17 protein-coding genes are annotated in these 20357 nt (G+C 37.9%); 6 read left to right on the top strand and 11 right to left on the bottom strand.

The genetic code is table 11. The features are described 5' to 3' along the window. Positions 1-91: 91 nt before the first annotated feature. Together KHA93_RS00280 and KHA93_RS00275 are read right to left on the bottom strand one after the other, a co-directional pair. Positions 92-1147, bottom strand: a complete 1056-nt coding sequence (locus tag KHA93_RS00280) for a Cfr family 23S rRNA (adenine(2503)-C(8))-methyltransferase (RefSeq protein WP_213108887.1) — start codon at positions 1145-1147, stop codon at positions 92-94. A 152-nt stretch (positions 1148-1299) separates the two neighbouring features. Next, positions 1300-1461 (bottom strand): hypothetical protein, encoded by a 162-nt coding sequence (locus KHA93_RS00275; RefSeq protein WP_213108886.1) that lies wholly within the window; start codon positions 1459-1461, stop codon positions 1300-1302. A 513-nt stretch (positions 1462-1974) separates the two neighbouring features. Here KHA93_RS00275 and KHA93_RS00270 point away from each other — a divergent pair. Further along, the gene (locus KHA93_RS00270) at positions 1975-3672 is read left to right on the top strand and encodes a M3 family oligoendopeptidase (RefSeq protein WP_213108885.1); all 1698 of its coding nucleotides are present in this window, start codon (positions 1975-1977) and stop codon (positions 3670-3672) included. A gap of 655 nt (positions 3673-4327) precedes the next feature. Here the strand turns inward: KHA93_RS00270 and KHA93_RS00265 are convergent. Both KHA93_RS00265 and KHA93_RS00260 read right to left on the bottom strand, forming a co-directional pair. Next, a complete protein-coding gene (locus KHA93_RS00265) occupies positions 4328-6505 on the bottom strand; it encodes a DUF4832 domain-containing protein (RefSeq protein WP_213108884.1) in 2178 nt (725 codons plus the stop codon). Between the two features lie 248 nt (positions 6506-6753). Then, complete coding sequence (locus KHA93_RS00260) at positions 6754-8562, bottom strand: family 16 glycosylhydrolase (protein WP_213108883.1); 1809 nt, start codon at positions 8560-8562, stop codon at positions 6754-6756. Positions 8563-9414: 852 nt separating this feature from the next. Between KHA93_RS00260 and KHA93_RS00255 the strand changes: the two genes are divergently transcribed. Further along, positions 9415-9636 (top strand): hypothetical protein, encoded by a 222-nt coding sequence (locus KHA93_RS00255; RefSeq protein WP_213108882.1) that lies wholly within the window; start codon positions 9415-9417, stop codon positions 9634-9636. Further along, positions 9597-9881, top strand: coding sequence for a GyrI-like domain-containing protein (locus tag KHA93_RS00250; protein WP_213108881.1), 285 nt, complete (start codon positions 9597-9599; stop codon positions 9879-9881). Before KHA93_RS00255 ends, KHA93_RS00250 begins: the two co-directional genes overlap by 40 nt. A 185-nt stretch (positions 9882-10066) precedes the next feature. Here the strand turns inward: KHA93_RS00250 and gerQ are convergent, their stop codons facing one another. After that, positions 10067-10528, bottom strand: coding sequence for a spore coat protein GerQ (gene gerQ / locus KHA93_RS00245; RefSeq protein WP_213108880.1), 462 nt, complete (start codon positions 10526-10528; stop codon positions 10067-10069). 23 nt (positions 10529-10551) lie between these two features. Continuing rightward, positions 10552-10974 (bottom strand): cell wall hydrolase, encoded by a 423-nt coding sequence (locus tag KHA93_RS00240; RefSeq protein WP_267917623.1) that lies wholly within the window; start codon positions 10972-10974, stop codon positions 10552-10554. Between the two features lie 926 nt (positions 10975-11900). On the opposite strand from KHA93_RS00240, the gene KHA93_RS00235 reads away from it, so the two are divergent. Next, entirely contained in the window at positions 11901-12830 is a 930-nt protein-coding gene (locus KHA93_RS00235) for a VanW family protein (RefSeq protein ID WP_213108878.1), read from the top strand. 503 nt (positions 12831-13333) lie between these two features. On the opposite strand, the gene rlmD is transcribed toward KHA93_RS00235, so the two are convergent. After that, positions 13334-14707, bottom strand: a complete 1374-nt coding sequence (gene rlmD / locus KHA93_RS00230; protein WP_213108877.1) for a 23S rRNA (uracil(1939)-C(5))-methyltransferase RlmD — start codon at positions 14705-14707, stop codon at positions 13334-13336. 190 nt (positions 14708-14897) lie between these two features. Between rlmD and KHA93_RS00225 the strand changes: the two genes are divergently transcribed. Beyond that, positions 14898-15287, top strand: coding sequence for a hypothetical protein (locus KHA93_RS00225; RefSeq protein ID WP_213108876.1), 390 nt, complete (start codon positions 14898-14900; stop codon positions 15285-15287). A gap of 15 nt (positions 15288-15302) precedes the next feature. Here KHA93_RS00225 and KHA93_RS00220 read toward each other — a convergent pair whose 3' ends face one another. Together KHA93_RS00220 and KHA93_RS00215 are read right to left on the bottom strand one after the other, a co-directional pair. Continuing rightward, on the bottom strand, positions 15303-15695 hold the full coding sequence (locus tag KHA93_RS00220) for a hypothetical protein (protein ID WP_213108875.1): 393 nt from the start codon (positions 15693-15695) through the stop codon (positions 15303-15305). Positions 15696-16174: 479 nt separating this feature from the next. Beyond that, on the bottom strand, positions 16175-17161 hold the full coding sequence (locus tag KHA93_RS00215; protein ID WP_213108874.1) for a Gfo/Idh/MocA family protein: 987 nt from the start codon (positions 17159-17161) through the stop codon (positions 16175-16177). A 436-nt stretch (positions 17162-17597) separates the two neighbouring features. Between KHA93_RS00215 and KHA93_RS00210 the strand changes: the two genes are divergently transcribed. Then, positions 17598-18290, top strand: coding sequence for a YjjG family noncanonical pyrimidine nucleotidase (locus tag KHA93_RS00210; protein ID WP_213108873.1), 693 nt, complete (start codon positions 17598-17600; stop codon positions 18288-18290). A gap of 224 nt (positions 18291-18514) precedes the next feature. On the opposite strand, the gene KHA93_RS00205 is transcribed toward KHA93_RS00210, so the two are convergent. Together KHA93_RS00205 and KHA93_RS00200 are read right to left on the bottom strand one after the other, a co-directional pair. After that, positions 18515-19228 carry an NAD-dependent protein deacylase gene (locus tag KHA93_RS00205; RefSeq protein ID WP_213108872.1) on the bottom strand — a complete coding sequence of 238 codons (714 nt, stop codon included), beginning with the start codon at positions 19226-19228 and terminating at the stop codon, positions 18515-18517. 79 nt (positions 19229-19307) lie between these two features. After that, on the bottom strand, positions 19308-20255 hold the full coding sequence (locus KHA93_RS00200) for a siderophore ABC transporter substrate-binding protein (protein ID WP_213108871.1): 948 nt from the start codon (positions 20253-20255) through the stop codon (positions 19308-19310). Positions 20256-20357: the final 102 nt, after the last annotated feature.

Raw genomic sequence — 20357 nt, 5'->3', positions numbered from 1 at the left:
TCATTGTCCATCCATCAGTCCTCTCATAATTGTATTTTTATATTAACAATTTTTTTTATGGAATACAATATAGCATCATCTTCGCCTGAAATTACTGCTTGTTGCTCTTTTGATAATTTCCATACAATTGACCACAAGCAGCATCTATATCAACTCCAAATTGACTTCTAATGGTCACATTAATACCTGATGATTTTAATTTTTTGTAAAAATTACCAACACTACCTTCATCAACTTCACCGAAACTTAAAGGAGAACTGATAGTTGGGTTATATCTGATTAAATTTACATGATATAAACTTCCTTCTTTATATCGACCTTTTAATAGACTTACTACTTCTTTAGCATGGTCAATGGAATCATTCACACCAGGCAACAAAATATAAGCAATATATACTTTTCTTGATGTTATTCGTATATGCTCATCTAATGTGTCCATTACATCTATTAATGGATACCTATCATTAATCGGCATCAACTTACTTCGTTGTTCATTAAAAGGAGAATGTAATGAAAACGTCAAATTGACTTGCGGATAATTCAAAGTCATTTTTTTTATACTTGGTATAATACCAATAGTTGAAATAGATATCCTACGAGGACTTAAAGCAAACAGCATAGGATCAGTGAGATCATCTATAGCATCAAAAACGTGTACATTGGATAACGCTTCTCCCATCCCCATAAAAGAAATACTATCAATTGAATGACCTAGTAAGTAAAAGTGGAGAATTTGGTCAGTAATTTCATCTGAAGTCAAATTTCTTTTTAATCCAATGTCACCTGTTGCACAAAATTTACACCCAAAATTACATCCGCACTGAGAAGAAATACAAAATGATTCCCACCCAGCTTTATATTTCATATTTACCGTTTCTATCCTTTCATTCCCCGAAATTTCAAATAAGACTTTAGTGACTTGCTCAGAATATTGTTCCTTTAAAGGAACAATATCTAAAATAGTCTCTCCAAATTCCTTAACCAAAACTTCTCTTAATGATTTTGGAAGTACATTAATTTCGTTGAATTTAGGTATTCTTTCTTTAAATATGGCATTCAATATTTGTTTCATTCTAAAATTAGGGTAATTATGTTCCCTTAAGAATTCTTTTATTCTTCTATACTTATTGTTTTGTTTAAATTCCATCTATCTCATCCTTCCATATGACTCTCTAGTTTTATAAGAGTAAATAGAAAGGAGTTGTCTATCCCTTTAGTTTAAATTAATGCAAAAAAAGCACCGATAGAATTATCGGTGCTGACCTTTTAAACATATGCACAAATAAATTAACAAGGACTCTAAGTCATTGCTTTGTAATTTATTTGCCATAGAGGCAAAGCTCCGATAACTGTTTTTGTATGGTTGTAGAGCATAAAAAAGGACAGACTACTCCCTTTGTCTGCTAAACCATCACCAATTTTTACGTTTTTACCAAATAGAATTCTAAAAACAGTTAACATTGCTTGCACCTCCCTTTGTCAAATTTAATATTGAGTAATCTAACATAAAAGTCAGTATATGTAAACTATTTTAACGCTTTTTTTTTACATTTTTTTGGGAGTTAAAATAAAGTTTACCGAAAATGGAAGGAAGAGAAAATCGAGAAAAGACAGACAGGGTAAGGGATAATAGGAAAAAGACCCGGAAATCGGAGGAGTTCATTTTCTCGAAATCAGGGTCGAATTGAGAGATGTTTATTTTTACTGGGTAAAGTTTATTATTGGATTACAATTACAAAACTAATTGCGCCACGCACTCATCATGCCCTAGTGTATGTGGCAACACATGGGGTGATTGGTGAGTTTACACTCGCTTTTTAAAGCTTTATCCCGTTAAAAAAGCAGATTCTATCATCTTCCTTTAAAGAATTAATTGTTGATCCTTTTGAAAAAGCTAGATTTGATAACTAGGAAATTATATTATTATTATTGAGATAATTATAATAATTTAAAGGGGAAGGAGAGTTATTATCCATGACACAAGATATAGGTCATAATTATTATAAAGAATTAATTGATTTACAAGATGTAAAAGAGGTCGAAGCTCAAATTCGAAGTTTACTAGATGTTCCAATCGAATCCGTTTCTGACCTAGAAAAGTGGTTAAAAGATGAAAAGAATTTAATGATTAAAATCACTGAAGCGATGACAGGTCACCAAGTCGACTTCTACCGAAACACAGAGGATGCGGACATCAAGTCAACTTATCTTCACGATCAGCAAGTCATCCAACCACTTTTAATGAAATATGAAGCAAAACTGAATGAGAAATTCTGTGAGTCTCCTTATTTAAATCAATTAGATGATAACCGCTACGGCTTAATGCGACGCGTTCGCGAGTCCAAGGTTAAATTGTTCAGAGAAGAAAACATTCCATTAATGGTAAAAGAACAAGAACTCTGTACGAAGTATAGTGAAATTATGGGAGGGTTAACCGTTGAATGGGAGGGGGAGGAAAAGCCTTTTCCATTTATCCAATCCCAACTGGATCATCTAGACAGAGCCGTGCGAGAAAAAGCTTATCACGCGATGATGTCAGCCCATCGTCAAATTAAGCCCGATATGGATGCCATCATGGACGAGCTCGTTCAACTACGCCATCAAATCGCTGTAAATGCAGGCTTTGAAAATTATCGCGATTATATGTTTGTGGTCAAAAATCGTGAGTATAGTGTTCAAGATTGTTATGACTTTCATGAAAATGTAGAAAAACATATTATTCCGGCTTGGAATCGACTCGCAGATGTTTTTAAGTCCAAGCTTGGTGTCGATACATATCGCCCTTGGGATAACACGGCTAAATTGATGAAAAACCCACCATACTCCGAGGTGTCTACTCTTATGGATGGCGTTTCTGAGATATTAGGGAAGACCGACCCATATTTTGCAGACCGTTTCGATTATATGAGAGAGCATGGGTTACTAGATCTTGGGGATCGGAAAGGAAAAAGCCCAGGTGGTTTCTGTACCTCCTTACCTGTTTCAGGGGATACATTTGTCTTTGCGAACTTTAGTCCATCCTTTTTCTCTCTGATCGCATTAATTCATGAAATGGGCCATGCAGTGAATGGGTACCTCGAGTTTTCAGAACACGGTCCTATGGAAGACTACCAGCACAGAATGGAAATTGCTGAACTGTATTCACATGGGATGGAATTGCTCTTATTGGATAAGCTGGATCGTTTTTATCCAGATGAAGAAGATTTTAAGAGCGCACAGCGTGAAGAGCTAAGACGGGCATTTACAATGTTATACGGCCCATTGTCAGGGGATCTCTTCCAGCATTGGATGTATACGAATCCTAAACATACTGCTAAAGAGCGTGATGAAAAATACTTTGAAATCTCAAAACGTTATGGCTTAAACCCTGTCGATACTTCTGGGTTTGAGGAGGAAATTGGGATGAGTTGGGCAGGTACCCTTCATTATTTCGAAGTTCCTTTCTATAATATTGAATACTCCATCTCGATGCTTGGTGCTCTACAATTACTTGAGAATTATCGAAAAAACCCAGAGCAAGCTGTCGAATCCTTTAAAAAAGGGGCAAGTGCGGACTACAATCAGTCCATCGCAGCTATTTATAAAGAAACTGGGGTAAGTTTTGATTTTTCAGAGCCAGCCGTTAAGCGAATGGGTGAATTCCTAGAAAAAGTCATTCAAGACATTCATTAACGAAGTAGGAGCACGGGGACTGTTCTTAGCAGAGGACAATCGGAAGTTTTCCGCACTAAAAGGTACAACTAGTGAGAGTTTCTAGTTGTGCCTTTTGTTTTACAGTCAAAAGATCTGTCCACAATATTTTCGATTGCCTGAGAAGAATGAAGTCGCGACCCTAGCCTATGGGGTTTCAATATTATGATCTTCCATGTTTTTTGCTTTTGTTTTTTCCTTCACTTCTTCCTAAATTTCATAGAAAAACATATTTGGGTACATCTTCCCCCTCCCCAATGAATTGGCTTTTTGAGTAATAATGTTTGATATAGTTAAGAGATTGCCTTCTGTAACAGGTCCTTTTAGTAGCTCATCAATTCTATTTTTCCCCAAATGTTTTTGATGAAGTTCAATGGCTTTCTGGCTTTCTCTCTCAGGTAATTATTTGTTGAACAGTTGAGTCTACAACTTAATATCAGAGTAAGCTAACACACAATTTGGCCCGATTGTTAAACAAGTATTCAGGAGAGTAATCATTTAATTCTATTTCCAAACACAAAAAGAGTTCACCATTGAACTCTTTTTGTGTAAATTTTGCTAATATTATAGGCTTTAACACCAAACTTACTGCAAATCTCCTTAACCTTTTGCAGAATAACGTCATTCTTCCTATTGTCTACTTGACTGTCGTCGAACCAATTAAGTTTGCTCCAAGGGAAGTATTCCAAATATCGTGATTCGCAAACTGGATACTACGCCTGTTAGTGCTAGTTTCTTTAGGATCATTGATCTTCAAGTAAATATCATAGTCGCCGGCAGGCACAGAACCAAATTCGCTCATCTTAATTGAGAAGTTCAAATCACGGTATGCAGCGGTATTGCTTGCCCTACTGTCCAAATCAGGCCGCCAATCCCTTGCTTCAAGGTTCGTAAGTGCCGTGTAAGTGTTAGAACCATCTTTGGCTTTCAAAATGACTGAAACATTTTTCTTGTTTACTATATTACCAAAGCCGACGTTTTGGATCTTTCCTTCGAACCTCAGGGTGCCATTCCGCACTACCCATTTACTTGCATAAGCCTCACGCAACACTAACCGATAGCCCAATCTGTCACGCATATATTCCATTCCGTTTCTGCCGTCATATACCGGATCAAAGATTGCCGTTCGAGTCACTCCATCGTGTGGAGACGTAAACGGTGCGGTGACGTTTGCTTCATTATAAACAAAATCATCCCAAAGTTTATAAGTGTCTCTGTTCCAACTCGTATTTAAATGAGTTGTTTGGGTATAAGCAGCTTCATAAAGAGCGCTCGGAAGTTTGGGATAGATATTATCTTCATAACCTTCCTCATCTTCATCGAGCTCATTTGTTTCACCGCCATAGAAATTATTTTGATTTCTAATCCAGTTTAAAACAGCGTTACGATCATAATCGTCATAATCTCCAGTTCCAATTAATGCAAATCCTTCGGAAAGCGAGCCCCAGTCATCATACTCTCCGTCTTCCCCACCATGCGCATAACTATCGTTAAACATACCGAACCGTTGTGCCGGTGTTCCGCGTTCCGGGGCCGGCATTAAATTAGTAAAGCTATAATCGGTACCATACTCAACGTTATGCCATGCCATCACACCGCCTGCATGTACTAAAATTGAACGCGAATCGGGAACATAGTTCAGCAACGCATTCAGAAGCCAGTGGTAACCCTCCCGAGTTCGGGCATATGATGACGAGTGCATTTCGCCCCATGGGCCAAAGATTCCCCCTTTAACAACCATTATGCTATCTTCGAATTCGCTGAAAACATTCCCAAGCTGCCAAAGATGATATTGTACCCAGTTTTTCTCCTCATGACCGGGTATTCCACTCAAATCAGATTCCTCACGAACTCCTGTTTCATACCAAACCCGACCTTGTGGCGCCCCTGGTTCGCTATCATGAATGACCTGGTCATAAATTCCACTATCAATATAAGTATAGCCCTGTCCGTCATAACTAAATTTCACAATGGCAACAGCTTCACTATCTCTTACTTTTTGAAGTGCTGCCCTTACATAATCAAGTGCAGCGGGTGTTATAGGTTGAGTTGTTCCATAATTTGGCGGAGTAGCACCAGCTTTACTCCAGGGTCCTATGGGTCTTCCATTGAGAGGAGCGTTCGACGAAAAGTTTCTAAGGTCAAATTCCATATAAACGATGCGAGCATCAACCTGGACCGTGGTACCTGTTATAGTGGCCTTTAAGTTAGGAAAACTTGGAGTTCCACCGTTAACCGGAATTACATATGATTGGGGTCTGTAAAAGCCCCTATCCGGATTCGGAATATCAACAGGATTCTCCGTATAGTTAAGCTCCTGTAACACAAGCGATTTTTGTTTGAACTCACTAATAAATACCATATTGATGTTTTTGCCTTCCTTCACCTTTGGAATAAAAAACACAAAGCAATCATCTTCGGTCATTTCCTGGCCAGGCTGGATCGCGATTTCGAAATCCCAGTATGAATTGGATGTCTTCGCGGTCAGTATGAAGCTATCAAATTTATCGAATACAGATGCATGAACCTTTAAGTGGCCATTGTCCGATTGTTTGGAATCCCAGATAAAGTAGGTACCGGGAAATTCCGCACTGTGGGCATTGGATGTTATTTTAGGGCCAGAAGCATTTTTGCGCGTATCGTTTTGAGCGACATCAATAACTGCTGCTACTTCTCTATCATCCGCACCATTCCATACAATGTCGTTTCCTGGAGTCTTCACAGAGCTGAAATCCGACCCTGCGACATCCAACGAGCTTGACAACACCAGGCAAACGATAAACAGGATCGCAAGCCCTCTGAATACTATTTTCAAAGCGTAACCTCCCCAAATTAAAATAGTTAATAGAAACTCTTTACAAACTGGTTCCTCTATATTTCAAGCGGTTTTTTTGTAGAATCTAACATTTCAGTTCGAGAACATTTTAGCTTGTCTCCTTTGTGATTCAAGCTAAAATGTCCGAATTCATGTGCTTTTTTGTGAAATTTATTCTTCAATGTTCCGTTTGTTTTTTTAAGTTGGAATCTTTATAACCAAGCCCGCCAATATGTTTGCGTTGCGCTCTACTTGCTTGGTTTCAGCATCATAATATTACTCTTTTCAACAATGCCATTTCCCGAGTAGACAATATAAGCGTAATATGTTTCCCCATTTGTTAGGCCCTTGACATGCGCGCCCTTACTGTTGAAATTAACGTCTGCCAACTTAAATGAACCATCCGTACCCGTTTTGGAAATATATACCGAATAGCCCTTGCCGTTTGCCGACCATATCCCAAAGTTAATATCGGTTTGGCCGTTGCCAGGGGTAACGCTCGTCACGACTATCCTTACTACCAAGCCTTTTACAGCCTCCCTGAGATCAAGTTCCGATACATCGACCTCTTCCTGTGTGGCACTTGGATTATCCAAAACGACCTTCGCTTTTTCTAGAGCATTCTGGAACGAATTCCAGCTTTCATCCGTGTAGTCATCTTTCTTCAAGTGATCATACTCTTCGAACGCCGCCTGCAATCCGCTCTTGTCTATCTTGTGAGCTGGTTTCGGCCCATTCAAAACGTACACATAATCGACGTACATCTCGCCGTAGTCAGCAGTCAAACCTAAAGGTCCTTCAGGGCCGTCATAATATATGCCCATGCCGGACCAGTCGCTGGCCTCAACTGACAACTTGATATAGTTCGGGTTCTGGTTTATGCCTTCGTTCTGCTTAGTCAGGCCATCCCAATTATTATCCGGATTTTCCTCATCAAAATAGTGAGAGTCAAGATTTCGGTGGCTGGCTACCTCAATGTCGTCCACATAGAGTATGTAATCTGTGGGCGACCACTCCAGCCCGAAGGTATGGAATTCGCCGTCGTAAATGTTGATGCCTGTTGAGGTTTCGTCATTGCCCATAAAGACTTCCTTGTGCTGACTACCGTATCCGCCAGAGTGTAAGGCAGAGTTGAAACCATTATCAAAAACGCTGGAGGAGGTCTCCACGATGTCTATTTCGGTTCCGTATATGCTGCCGGCAGGGTTTGTGGTATTAGTCGGGCCCATCAACCAGAACGCGCCCCACATGGCGTTGACTTTCGGGAATTTGATGCTGGCCTCGTAGTAGCCGTACGCGTTTTCAAAGGGAATCTCAGAGTAGTCTTTGGAGCGGGTTCGTACGGCGCCCGACCTTATAAAGTTATTTTTTACATATTCCGAATCGCGGGAAGACGCGAGGGATGGATCTCTCTTGAAAGCAAGCACAAGCTGTCCGTTTTCCTCGTCGATCCACGACATGTCGTCCTTCCACCAGGACATTGCTTGACGTTTCTGATCCGGGCCCTTTACCCAGCTGGTCGTGAGGCCGTTGGCATTGCGCTCGCCCGTAAAATCATCGTAGAACAGGAAGTCTGGGGCTGCTTTATCAGACCCTGTCGCTTCAAACGTGATATGGATCAGCATGTCGGCGTTGTCGTATTCATAGCTACTTGACTTCACTCCCTCGGTGGGAAGCCCAGCAATTTGTTTGATGTCAACGTTATTGATGCTAAAGCTGTTACTCTTCCCCGGGAAAACACTTGACCAACGGTTGTTCGGAGACAACCTCAGTGTCACCGTGTATTCGGTATTGGTCAAAAAGGTTTTTTCTATCTCCGGGCTCCAAGTGAGAGTCTGGTCGAAGCCGTTATTCGTAGTTGAATTAGACTTGAATGGGTATTTGTACAGACTTGTTGGGAAATGACCCGCCACAGGTGTTGCGATTGGCCTGACCTCTAAGAATACAGTGTCCTCATCTGGAGCTGCCTGCGCGGAAGGCAGCATGCCAAGTGTTACGACCAGGCTCAATACCAGTACCAACGAAATATAAAAACTATACCTTCTTTTCCTTGACATATATTTTCTCCCCTTTACCATATATATTTTTTGAATAAGACATGGAACCCTATCTCGTTTCCTTTCCTGAAGAGAAAGACCTGCAAGGCGGGTATCATTAAAAAGCTGCCTTGGTCCTTCCCATCGACTGTAATTACAGAGAGCACCCCCGAAGGGGACACCTACCTGCAAATAGCTATGTTATGCGACCGCCATTATGCTCGAAGCTTAAAGCTATACGCTGCGTCTAAAAGATCACCTTCCTTCTTTACATGCGAATCAGCACTTAATCCGTCAAATTCCACTAGAAATTCACCCTATCGCACTGCAACAAGGACTCGGTTAACCTCGTGATGTATTTTTACACTTCGCCAGGGTTCCTTTGAACGGACAAAAAAAATTTCGTACAACTGTAATCACGTGATATGGTTTCAAAGAAGTAGTTATGAATCATATTTTTTCAAAAAACTCTTTAATCATATTAAGTTTTCTAGCATCCGCTGTATGAACGCTACAACTTGTCTCTCAAATTAAGTTCTTTTGCTTTATCTCTAGCAATTTCAACTAATTTATGGGGAAAGTCCGCTATACTAGCTTATATCCATTTCTTGCAAGTTCCATTGAATATTTCCCTGGTCCAGCCCCATTATCAAGGACGTACCCTGTTTGAGGCATATATTTTTTTATATAAAGAAATTACTTGGAATTCAAATGGTTCACTTAGAGTCTCCCTCATTCATCAAATTGGTTATTATCTAACTCATAATTTTCATCTTATTCATATTTACCTAAATATTAATATTATTCTGTAAAAAGACTTTGAATTCCTCCTTACTTCACTAAATCGCAACGAAAGTACTAGTCCCCTAATAAATGAAAATCATCATGATCATAAGTGAACTTATAATAGGAGAAATCAGGAAAATCAATACCACATATAGTGAAATAGAACTAATCGGAATAAGAAAAAAAGCTTGCGATTTAGGAAATAAGTATGAAAATCTTCGGGTGGAGGCGAATAAAGAAAACGAAGATATGCTAGGAGAAAACTCATTATGGGGGGAAGTGGAAATCGAAAAAAGACAAGCGGGATAAGGGATATATCCCTTGAAGCAGAACTACCAATTGATATGATTTCATATGTATTTCCTAAAGGAACTTATGCAATCTTAAAATATCATGGAGACATAGATAATGCTGGAAGTGCATATGGAGAATTGTACGAATGGATTAATGACTCGGAGTATGAACACGCAGGGACATTCGGATTTGAGATGTACTTAGAGCCTTTATACTCTTCCTTTAGTGAAGCTGTTTTTATATGGGTAGAGATTCTCTAACTCTTTTCCTCGTAAAACAAAGCATACAGACCGAATTTATCATCAGTATAATCCTTTATTGTATCAATAGCACCAGCGAAAAACGTTCACTTCAATACATTGCCGAATTTTCATTCTATACGTGGTCAGAACTAAAAAACCGCTCATCCTCCAAAAGAAGTAAGCGGGCTTTAGCGTTCTATAACTCATTCCGATGTCGTCAGGGACGCCTGGACATCCGGACTGATTTTCGGGTAAGGATAGTTAATTTTTTCATCAAATTCCACCCAGTCGAGATTTGCCATCATTAGTAGGTAGCGTTTGCCGCTGGACGGGTCGCTGATGATGATGTGGTCACGACCAGCTGTTTCTATGCGCCCGTGGTAAACCATTGAATTCCATTTGTCGTTACCTTGGTAAGTAAAGTAGAATGTACCAATCTTACCTTTGTTGAAGCGTATAATATTTTCGATAAATGATTCTTCCATCGCGCCTCCTAGAAGTTGCTGTGCGGTCCCCATCGGGACCACTGGGGCGGCATACGAGGGGCCAGAAGGCATAGCCATCGGATAGCCAGCAGGTTGTGCGCCAGTGCCCCGCATCATGTAAGTTGGATAATAACCATGATAATAATTCGTTGGATAATAAGTAGAGTCTTCGCGAGTCATGAGAAGATCAACTCCTTTTTAATTTATCTATAAAACTCTGGGCAATAGCCCGGTACCCCGACATAGAAGCAATGGTTCTTGTGCGCAAAATCGAACTTCGTCATGGGGGATCTTGGCATCGTTTCGGTACAAGGAGCTCGGTACTTTTTCCCCGGACTGGGGTTAAAAAACCACAAATTCATTCTTGAACGAGGTTCCCTATCCCCCTGTAACAAATTCCTAGCCCTCTGGAGGTCAGCTTCTGTGGGACGTTGTGTATACAATGTTCCATTTAAGACAGGCTCGAAGTGAGGAATACCAGTTCCGGGTATGGTTTGATAGATCGCATGTCTGATATTGCGCAACCCTCTGAAGTCAGGAGAACAGTCAGCCTCGACTCGATTGGCAACAACCGTTCCTACCATGTTCATCCCTTGAACGCCTTCGCCGTTCGCTTCCGCCAGCATGAGCCTCGATAACTCCTCCACGTCACGTGATGTATGTTTTATTCGTCTACCCATTTTCTCACCACCTTCGGCTTATACAAATAACTTATTGCCTAAAGATGGTTTTGGTAACTTGCCTATCAGCCCAAATACTTTGCTTCCATCCGCTATTCAAATTACAAATACAAAAGCAGCTTCTCAAAAAATAAAAATGTTTATACATCCAAAGATTATGGATCCTATTTACTACAGTTTTCTTTCTTAATGACTTGTTAAAAAAAATTTTTTTAGATGACAATAGCACTCTTACTGAAATATCAACCATTAGAAAGACTAGCTACGTTGATACATGAACAAAAAAACATTTTCAAAACATAAGATAAACCAAAATATGATTTGTTTGAATATTTAATTAAACAATGTAAATAAGTATTTATGTCTAAAAATTATTAATTATAGATAAAACATAATATTTCCTTAGATATGTATTTAACATGACTATTACTTCTTACTTAACTCTAAAATAGCTAGGTATATTATAAAAAATTTCAATCCTCCCCCTGGCAACGTAGAGATTGGGAACCTTTTTATATTTACAAAAACTTAAAGCCTTTCCAAATGGAAAGGCTTTTCTAATTGTTACATCTCCTATTATTCTTTTTGTACAACCAAAATAAACCTTCCGAAATCCCCCGCTCCAAACCCGCATTCTTCCGTTGCCGTTATAATAAAGATTTCCGACCGGGCCCCCAAAATGGAGGTTTTTTGATTAAAAAATGTAATGTCCTGCAAGGTCTAATACTCCATCAACTCGATATCCCTCTAATGCTTTGATAAATTTTCTACTGCATCTCTCCCTCCTTATTGAACTTAGGGAGTTTAAGTGTATATATACACATGAAAAGGTATCCCTATACCCATACTAACTTTGGGAGGTAGGTTATCTTATGAAATTCATCTGGTTGTCAGTATTATTATTGATAGGAAGTCAAAACAATCTTCCTGACAATTTAGTCGTTAGTCATGAAGGAAAAACAATTGCAAATGTTAATCGCGTTTATTTTTCAAACCCATTAATAGATATTCCACTTATTGATCAAAAAAACTACAATGAATTTATTCAAAAACTAGATAAGACCACCTATAAACCGCCAACAAACGCTTCTCTGGATAACAATGGGAATATTGTTGCTGAAAAAGTAGGGTATAAACTGAACCATGAGGCGTTCACACGTATGTTTTATACATATTTTTTCAATAAAGGCTCCTCTTTCGTAGAAGCTCCCATGCATACAATATTTCCAAACGTGGATAGCGAACTGCTCTCACATATAAGAGTAAATCGAATTGGACAATATGCTACCTATTTTAATTCAAATAACAGAGAGCGTTCTCATAATATTTTACTTGCAAGTGAAGCAATCAATAACCACGTTGTTTTTCCTGGTGAGACTTTTTCCTTTAATCAAGTGGTCGGAAAACGAACGAGGGAAAAGGGCTATAAGCGGGCACCGGTTATCGTAAAGGGTGAATTGTCGGAGGACATTGGTGGTGGAATATGCCAAATTTCTTCAACGTTGTACAATGCAGTAGATAAAGCGGGGTTGACTATTACAGAACGATACTCCCATAGTAAACGGGTTGGCTATGTACCTTCAGGTAGAGACGCTACTGTTAGCTGGTATGGACCCGATTTCCGCTTTACGAACAAATACAACCAGCCTATATTGATTCGATCAAATGTTTACGGTGGAACCGTTAGAATTTTGGTGTATTCGTCAGATGTCATTAATAATGAGCCACGAAAAATTCCTAGCGCTTCGTATAAGCTTCCGGAAGAAGTTCCTCTTGGGTCAGAGGTTAATCAGAATGATTAAGTTTTTTTACAAAAACCGGACTAGTGAACTTGGTATGTCCGGTTTTTAGTTTGAATTTATTCTTTTTTCATCGAGTTTTGTACTTGCTTGGGGTGGATATCGATGATTTTCTGAATTTATCGCTTTAACCTTTAATTTTAAACTGACTAAGCTAAAAACGGACCACCAATAGGTGAGTCCGTATTAATATATATCTTCACAAAGTCAGCTGATAATTAAGTCTATTGCTGCGCAGTATAAGTCTATTCCGTAATATACGAGTTACTCCACATTCCTAGCCTGTTGTGAAAAAAATTAAAGTATCTAATTCTAGAGCAATAAAATACATGGATAAACAGTGTCCATACAATTTTGTGCAGTAAAGACCTTTCCCCTGAAAATTTTCCGTATTTCGCGTAAAAGTAAGACCCCGAAGGTCAAAAAATCCCCCAAACCATTAGTCCGAGGGAACATTATACACATATTGATATTTATTAAAATTGAGTATAACCAGTGATACCTAGCTATTTCAATTCTATCAACGCTACGCACTCCACATGATTGGTCTGCGGGAACATATCCACTGGCTGCAATTCCACCGTTTTATACCCACCATCTTCCAAAATGCGCAAATCCCTTGCCAAAGTTGCAGGATTACACGATACATAAACCACTTTTTTCGGTTTCATGTTAATAATTGTATCTAGCAACGCTTGATCGCAGCCTTTCCGCGGTGGATCTACCACTAGAATGTCTGCTTGAATCCCTTGTTTATACCAGTTTGGAATAACTGTTTCGGCTTCCCCTACTTCAAATTCTACATTCGTGATACCATTTAATTCTGCATTTCTTTTTGCATCTTCAATTGCTTCAGGAACAATTTCCACTCCGTACACTTTTTTTGCTTTTTGGGCTAAAAATAAGGAAATGGTGCCAATTCCGCAATATGCGTCTATGACGGTTTCTTCTCCATTTAGATCTGCATATTCCAACGCTTTATCATAAAGTACTTTTGTTTGATCTGGGTTTACTTGATAGAAGGAGCGAGCTGAGATGGCAAATTTGATGTCTCCGATAAAATCATATATGACTTCCTTTCCCCAAAGGACTTTTGTTTGATCGCCAAAAATAACATTTGTACGTTTGGAATTAATGTTTTGCACGATAGACTTAATGCCTGGTATTGCCTTTACAATATCCTCTACAATTTGTTTACTGTTTGGTATTTCGGCAGTCCGGGTGATAAGCACAATCATCATTTCACCAGTTACTTTACCAATACGTGCCATCACATGTCTTAACGTTCCTTTATGAGTTTGTTCATTATACGCTTTTACTCCATATTGACTGCAAATCTCCTTAACCTTTTGCAGTATAACGTCATTTTGCTCCATTTGGATAAGACACTTTTCCATATCAATGATGTCATGGGATCTTCTTGTATAAAATCCTCCGATCAGACCGCCTTCATGCTCACCAATTGGAACTTGGGATTTATTCCGGTAGCGCCAAGGCTCATCCATCCCAAGAACAGGATGAACCGTCACATTTTCTAGTTTTCCAATCCGCTCCACTACGTCTCGAACTTGCTTTTCTTTCGCTATTAGTTGTCCTTCGTAGCTCAGATGTTGAAGCTGGCAGCCGCCACATTCTTTATAAATTGGACATTCCGGCTGAACTCGATACTTACTTTCTTCGTATAATTCAATCAATCGTCCAAAGCCGTAGCCCTTATTTAACTTAACAACTTTAATTTTTGCTTTTTCACCTGGTAATACATTCGGAACAAAAAGTGGATATCCATCAACCTTTGCTACTCCGTTGCCGTCATGAGTCAAATCTTCAAACGTAACATCTATATAATCGTTTTTGTTAACTGGTGCTTGAAATTTAGCCATTATTGTCTTCCTTTTCAGTACATTTTTTACTTTGTAGATTATAACATAATTTGAATCTAGTTCATAAAGGGTATATGACCGGAGTGGAACCTGCTGAATGGTAAAGAATCTAGATTGAAAAAAATGTTAATTAACAAATATTTTGCAATCTGAGATAATCAATATAAATTGTGCCTTTTGGTGGTGTGTTATGATCAAAAAATATTCATGGCTGAATATCATTCCGTTTTTCTTATTTTTCATAAGTACAATTATTACATTGTTTATTGTTTATAAGGATATTGATAATCCTTTCTCAAACATTTTTATAATAGGCTATGTTATTTATCTTTTGATGTATGCTTTGTTTTTAATTATTGTCGCCTTTGTAAATATAAAGAAACTATCTTGGAAAGAGATAAGAAAAAGAACTTTCAATTTTATTATTTTGTTTATTTTATTGGGTGGCTCGAATTATTTGTTCAATTTCTTTTTTCTGCCTGAAAAAATTAATACTTATGGATTTTTGTTTATTGGGTTAGGGTCTGCTTTAGGCTTATCATTTATGGATCTAGCATTGTTTAGAAAAAAGAGATCTTAACTCTTTTTGATAAAGCTATTTTCTCCTATAAGCTAAATAACTCAATCCCAAATATATAATCCCTAAACATAAAATAAACAATTCATTTATCAATCCTAGTGCTCCAATAGAAATAATAAAGGCGATGACAAATCCTATTCCAAGAATGAAACAAAATCCTATATAAATTATTCTCCATATTTTGTTTTTAAGTTTAAACGGAGTGATTCCAGTTATTAATGCAAAAAGAAGAAGAATGATTATGATGATTGCCGCTGAACTGCTAGATGAGGAGTTATCATATCCCGAATTCAGTGCATTTGATAAGCCGGTTCCTATTAAAAACAGTATTCCAAATCCTACTGCTGCAAGAATGGTTAACGCTCCAACAAAAATACCTAACATTTTTGTATATAAGTACTCTTTCATACGTCACCTCATAGTAAAATTTTTTACCATTATATTCTATTAAACTGGATCTTTGGAAAAATAGTTTTATAATTATGGAATTTTTTGTTATTTCGAAAAGATAGGGTAAGAACATGTATTGGGAAACTCTTCTTAGTTGGTTTTGGGTAATTTATTACATATGCTTGTTGATAACAGTTGGGGCTTCAATATTAAGTGTCAGATATAAGAAATTGATAAAGATGTCTTTGATTACAATCATACTTACTGTGACTATTCCTATTGTTAGTGTGATCCATAGTATTGGAAGAATAGAAGGCCATAATGAAGTTGAACATTTTCTTAGTCAATTACAACAGGGGGCAATCTGGGCTATTTATTCTTTCTTGGGTTATTTGTATATCATTGTTTGGTGGGTATTGTTTTTCAAAAAAACTTTTCCGAATCCCAAGTAATAAAGGCTAGATATACTAAGTCAGTATATCTAGCCTCTTTTCTAATTAATTTAACTCAATTCTTTTTCCTTCTTCTTGTGAACGGGCAGCAGCTTCATTCACAGCTGTTAAACGGATAGCGTCATCTTTCGTGATGGACGGAGTTATGCCATTCACGATTGCTTCTGTCCACTGTACCATTGGCATTGGTAATGCTTCAGGTGCTTCTGGATTTTGCCAGCCGTCAAAGTGCTTGCCGTTTATTTTTATACGGCCATCTTCGATCAATACTGTTCCTTCTGTACCATATAGTTCAAGTTGGAATGGACTTCCGTTCGATACGAAACTTGTTTCGATAATCCCTAATGCACCAGATTCATATTCTACTAGAACGACAGCATTGTCGTCTACACCAAGTCCATTTGTTTGTTGAAGTCTCGCTTGAACAGAAACAACGTTTCCAGCAAGGCGATTCGTTAAATAAATTGGATGCGCACCAAGGTCGATTAATGCGCCACCGCCAGCTTCTTCTTTATTGAAAAAGCGTTCCGGTAACCAGCCTCTTGTTGCTCCTTCATTCGGAACAGCTCCGTTATGTGCAAAACGGCAACGAATTGTTGTAAGCTTACCTAGTTTTCCTGAATCTAATGCATCTTGAGCATATAAATAATAGCTTTCTGTCAATCTAGGTAATGAAAGCATAAATTGAACGCCATTTGCTTCCACAGCTTGATAGATTTCTTCACAATCTTCCACTGAAAAAGCCAACACTTTTTCCGAGAAAATATGTTTCTTGTGATTAGCAGCTGCAATCATCACTTCTTTATGTAAGCTTGTTGGAGTGCTAACGATAACCGCATCGATATCGGAATTTGATAATACTTTTCCCAAATCTTCTTCAAAAGGCACTCCTAGCTCTTCTGCCCACTTTTTACCACGTTCAGCATCTTCATCCCATACTAATTGAATGGAAAGGTTTGCATTATCTCGAGCATTTCTCGCATAATCATCAGCATGTACATGCCATCTACTTAATAAAGCAACATTAATCAAAACTTACACTTCCCTTCTATTATTATGAATCCTCAAAAAAGTAAGAATCATACAAAACTATTATATCTTTATATATGTAGTATGTGAAAAGAAATGTTATTAATTTTTTAAATTTTGTTAACGCTAACATCACTCTTGGATTTAATTAAAAACTGGTCATATAAATCTTGCAGTATGAGGTGATTCAAATAAACGGTAAAAAACTCTTATTGCCTAAAGATGGGATGTCCACGTTCCTGAATGGGTGGTGAGAGAGTACAAGTACTTTCATAAGATCGTTACGAGCAAAACATTTCCTTATACCTTTGGGATGGCAGGAGAGAAAAATCACTAGAATACTATCGTCAACTGGATAGTTTTATCTTTTTACAACACCATTGCCCTTTTCATCAATTTGCGGTAACCTATTTACTAAACTAATTAAAGGGTGTTTTTCATGGATTATAAAGCGATCATATTTGATTTGGATAATACTTTATTAAACTACTCTGTCAGCGAATTGAAATCCATGCAAAAAACAGTTACAGAGCATGGATTAATTCACAATAAGTCATTTACATGGGATGACTTTTGGAATGTGTATACAACGATCAATACCAACTATTGGAACGATCGAGTAAAATCCAACTACTCTATTTATCAAGTATTAGAGTATTCCTTTCAGGACACGTTAAAAAACCTGAATCTTGATAGCACGGAATCTAAGATGTTGGCTAATTTTTATTGGGAAACATTTTGCAACGCCTGTGATTTTGAAGAACATGCTCAAGATTTATTGTCCCATTTACATGGAAATTATAGAATGGCTATCATATCAAATGGGATTGGAGAAGCTCAGAGGAGTAGACTATCTGTTGGTGGGATTGATCATTTTTTTGACGAATTAATTATTTCCGATGAAGTGGGCTACTGGAAACCTGAAAAAGAAATTTTCGAAGAAGCGTTAAAACGTATGGATATCAATCATACCGACGCATTATTTGTCGGAGACTCACTCCACGACGATTACTATGGAGCGTTAAACGCAGGAATTGATTTCTGTTTTTATAATCGTATGGGGCATACGATTGAGAAAAATATCCGTCCAAAATATATGATTGAGAATCTTAATAAGTTAATGGCTATATAACAAATGCGGAAGCGCCTGTTCATCGACGTACAAACTTCAGGGGCTTCGACTAAGATAAAGGAAACACGGCTAGGAACGAGCCGATGTTGACTTATCGTTAGGAAAAGGGCAAGAAGTTTGCTAGTCGATTGGCGATGGAGCTGGACGAAAAACCCCTACCTAGAAAATTGTCCACTAAATACCAAAATAATTCTTTAGCTATATAAAAAAGATCTCTTCTGCATTCAGGAGAGATCTTTCTCTATTTCTTTTAACAGTTCCCCGATTTTACTGTTATTGATCACGAGATCAGCGTATATATCAAAGTCCGTTGGCTCCATATTGACGATTACTAGTTTTGCACCATTCTGTTTTGCAATAATAGGAAATTGGTTTGCAGGGGTAACTGTCAAGGAAGATCCGAGAACGATAAACAAATCTGCTTTTTCGCTTTCTTCCGCTGCTTGTATTAATGCTTCTTCAGGCAGCATTTCTCCGAACAATACAACGGATGGACGGAGCTTTCCTCCGCATTCACATATAAACTCTTCATTCGCATATTTCTCATTCCCGTATTCCTTGCCGCATGACTGGCAATGGACCCTTTTCATCGTTCCATGAAGTTCTACCACCTTTTGACTTCCAGCTTCTGAATGAAATCCATCAATATTTTGAGTGATAATACTTTTAATGAGACCTTGCTTTTCCAACTTGGCCAGAATTTCATGACCTTGATGAGGCTTCGCCTGATTTAAGCCAAGTACACGGTGGCGATAGAATTGAAAAAATTCCTCGACGTTTTTATTTAATGCTTCTGTGCTAGCAATCTGACTTGGATCTTTTTTAGTCCAAAGTCCTTTTCCGGCAGAACGAAAATCCGGCAACCCACTCTCTGTCGACATTCCAGCACCTGTTAAAATAACTGTATAGTTAGAGTCCTTCAACCATTGTGTTAACAATGAGATAACCCCTTTCAGCTTTTACTAGTATTATACCAAATAAAAAGACTGCCCCAATATAACGGAGCAGTCCCAACGATTATTCTAATGCACCTTCAACTTCTTTAACCATGCTAGAAACAGATTCAAGTCCGCCTCCTGATAAGTACCAATAATCCGGATCTAAGTAAATGATTTTACCATTTTTATAAGCATTTGTTTTTTCGACCATGTCATTCTCAACAATTTGCTTGCCTGACGATTCACCATCAACGGCTGCACCTCTGTCCACTACAAATAAGTAATCCGGATTTTTTTCTACAATGTACTCGAAAGAAATACTCTGTCCATGCGTTGATACTTCAATTGTATCGTCAACTGGTGCGAATCCAAACACATCATGAATAATTCCAAATCTTGATTTTGGACCATATGCACTTACTTTTCCTTCATTGGCCAAGACAATTAATGATTTTCCGTCTACTTTAGAACCTTTTTCATTCAATGCTTTAATGCTTTCTTCAATGGCAGAAAGTTCTTTGTTTACTTCATCTTCTTTATCAAAAATGTTACCGATTGTTCTAGCATTTGATTCAAATGATTCCATATAGTTTTCAGTATCAACACCTAAGAAGATCGTTGGAGCAATTGCTTTGAATTCATCATATAACTCCATTTGTCTTCCAGAGATGATAATTAAGTCTGGTTTAAGAGAATGAATTTTTTCAAAATCAGGTTCTTTTAAGCTTCCGACATTCTCATACTTTGCATCTTCGTATTTTTCTAAGTATTTCGGGATATTTGCTTTTGGCAATGCAATTGGCTCAATTCCAAGTTTATCTAATGTATCAAGTGAGCCAAAATCAAAAACGATTACTTTTTCAGGGTTCTTTTTCACTTTTGTTTCGTCTAGCTTGTGTTTAATTGTCAATTCTTCTGTAGGCTCAGCATCTGTATTTTCATCATTATTGCTTTTCGAACTTGTGCCACAAGCAGCGATTATAATCATTAATGCAGAAATGATTAATAGAGAAATTATTTTTTTCATTACCTTCACCTCTAGAAATTTTTATGTAAAATTATCAATGATAATCATTATCAATTAATCTCAAAAAAAATAAACTTTAATATTCCTCCTTTTCTCTTCACA

Source organism: Lederbergia citrisecunda (assembly GCF_018343695.1).
Classification (GTDB): Bacteria; Bacillota; Bacilli; order Bacillales; family Bacillaceae_C; genus Lederbergia; species Lederbergia citrisecunda.
Note: the sequence above shows the minus strand (reverse complement) of the source record. Positions and strands in the feature narration are given on the sequence as shown.